Source organism: Herbaspirillum sp. RV1423 (genome assembly GCF_000577615.1).
Classification (GTDB): Bacteria; Pseudomonadota; Gammaproteobacteria; order Burkholderiales; family Burkholderiaceae_D; genus Herbaspirillum.
This window is the reverse complement of the sequence record NZ_CBXX010000079.1, coordinates 1-2470: the sequence shown is the minus strand read 5'-3', so window position 1 is coordinate 2470 and position 2470 is coordinate 1. Positions and strand designations below refer to the sequence as shown.

Below are 2470 nucleotides of genomic sequence, written 5' to 3'. Positions count from 1 at the left end.
GGCGTGGGATATTGCCCGGAAGAGCGCGGCATCTTCTCGTCGCTGTCGGCCGAAGAAAACCTGATGCTGCCGCCGTTCGTCTCGAAGACGGACAAGGGGATGTCGGTCGAAGAGATCTACGACATGTTCCCGAACCTGAAGGAGCGGCGCAACAGCCAGGGCACGCGGCTGTCGGGCGGCGAACAGCAGATGCTGGCGGTGGCGCGGATACTGCGCACGGGAGCGCGCTTGCTGCTGCTCGACGAGATCTCGGAGGGACTGGCGCCGGTGATCGTGCAGACGCTGGCGCGCATGATCACGACCTTGAAGGCCAAGGGCTACACCATTGTGATGGTGGAACAGAATTTCCGGTTTGCGGCGCCGCTGGCCGATCGCTTCTATGTGATGGAGCATGGCCAGATCGTCGAGTCGTTTGCCGCTGCCGAGCTGGAGTCCAAGACGCAGAGACTTAATGAGCTGCTGGGCGTTTGAGCTGTCGTTGCATCGTTCTGATCAATATTTAACAAGGCAGTCATAAAAAGAATGCACCATGGTTTGCAAATCGCGGTGCGATGGGTAGTCGCGCAATTACACAGGTAACAACTGACGCAGTTGCGCATTCACCCGATACCTATTGAGCGGGCGTTACAGGCGTTATAAGCGTTATAACAAAAGGAGATGAAAATGAAATTAAAAGCAATGTCACTTGCCGTATCGACTGCGGCAGCAGCGTTCGCGTTTGCAGCACCGGCCTCGGCGCAGATTTCCGGGGATGTGATCAAGATCGGTTTCATCACCGACATTTCCGGCGTCTATTCGGACATCGACGGCCAGGGCGGTGCGGAAGCGATCAAGTTCGCGATCGCCGACATGGGCGGCGCGATCAACGGCAAGAAGATCGAACTGGTTGTCGCCGATCACCAGAACAAGGCTGACGTCGCTGCCAGCAAATCGCGTGAATGGTTCGACCAGCAAGGCGTCGATGTGCTGATCGGCGGCACCAACTCCGGCACGGCGCTGGCGATGGCCAAGGTCGCTTCGGAAAAGAAAAAGGTCTTCATTGAAAACGGCGCCGGTTCGGCTCGCCTGACCAACGAAGAATGCTCGCCGTACACCGTGCACTATGCCTACGACACCGTCGCGCTGGCCAAGGGTACCGGTTCGGCAGTCGTGAAGCAGGGCGGCAAGAGCTGGTTCTTCCTGACCGCCGATTACGCGTTCGGCCATTCGCTGGAAAGCGACACCAGCACCGTCGTCAAGGCATCGGGCGGCACCGTCGTCGGTTCGGTCAAGCATCCGCTGGGCGCATCCGACTTCTCGTCCTTCCTGCTGCAGGCACAGACTTCCAAGGCGCAAATCATCGGTCTGGCCAATGCCGGCGGCGATTTCATCAACTCGGTCAAGGCCGCCAACGAGTTCGGCATCACCAAGACCGCCAAGCTGGCCGGCCTGCTGGTGTTCATCAACGACGTGCACTCGCTCACGCCCAAGCTGACCCAGGGCATGTACCTGACCGACAGTTGGTACTGGGATACCAACGACGAGACCCGCAAGTTCGCCAAGCGCTACTTCGAAAAGCAAAAGAAGATGCCTTCGAGCCTGCAAGCCGCCGACTACTCCTCCGCGCTGCAATACCTGCAAGCGGTGAAGGCAGCCGGTTCGGATGACGGCGACAAGGTCATGGCGCAACTGCGCAAGATGAAGTTCAACGACATGTTCCAGAAGAACGGTTACCTGCGTCCCGACGGTCGCGTGGTGCATGATATGTACCTGTACCAGGTCAAGACGCCGGCCGAATCCAAGTACCCATGGGATTACTACAAGCTGGTCCAGACCATTCCTGCGGAACAGGCCTGGACCACCAAGGCTGAATCCAAGTGCTCGGCGTGGAAATAAGCCGTCGGTAATTTAGCTGGCAAATAAACGCAACAAGGGATCTGTCATTTCTGTTCAAGCGGAGATGGCAGATTTTTCTTGTTGATTTGATAAGCCGGAAGCGGATGGTCCATCCAGGTGACATCCGGTCAATCAGAATGAATGAGTTTTTATGGAATTATTCGGCATACCCCTGCAAGCCTTGTTGAGCCAGTTGCTGCTGGGGCTCGTCAACGGCTCGTTCTACGCGATGCTGTCGCTGGGCCTGGCCGTCATCTTCGGCCTGCTCAACGTGATCAACTTCGCTCACGGCACCTTGTACATGCTCGGCGCATTCGCCGCATGGATAGGGCTGACTTACTTCAATATCAATTACTGGTTCATGCTGATCCTGGCGCCGCTGATCGTCGGCGCGTTCGGCATCGTGATCGAAAAGACCATGTTGCGCTGGCTCTACAAGCTGGACCACCTTTACGGTTTGCTGCTGACCTTCGGCATCACGCTGATGGTGGAAGGCATTTTCCGCTCGATCTACGGTGTTTCCGGCCAGCCTTATTCAGTACCCGATGCGCTGCAGGGGGCGACCAACCTGGGTTTCATGGTGTTGCCGAATTAC

2 protein-coding genes and 1 pseudogene are annotated in these 2470 nt (G+C 57.2%); all 3 read left to right on the top strand.

The genetic code is table 11. The annotated features are described in order from the left end of the window. Positions 1-471, top strand: a 471-nt coding sequence (locus tag RV1423_RS28115) for an ABC transporter ATP-binding protein (protein WP_034303947.1), incomplete at its 5' end; no start/stop codon positions are given. A 192-nt stretch (positions 472-663) separates the two neighbouring features. Next, positions 664-1875, top strand: coding sequence for an ABC transporter substrate-binding protein (locus RV1423_RS28110; RefSeq protein WP_034303944.1), 1212 nt, complete (start codon positions 664-666; stop codon positions 1873-1875). Positions 1876-2026: 151 nt separating this feature from the next. Then, positions 2027-2470 (top strand): annotated as a pseudogene (locus RV1423_RS28105) (branched-chain amino acid ABC transporter permease); the annotation flags it as partial.

Excerpts from the sequence above, each read along its gene's own strand:
- RV1423_RS28110 (WP_034303944.1), top strand. The coding sequence starts at position 664 with ATGAAATTAAAAGCAATGTCACTTGCCGTATCGACTGCGGCAGCAGCG.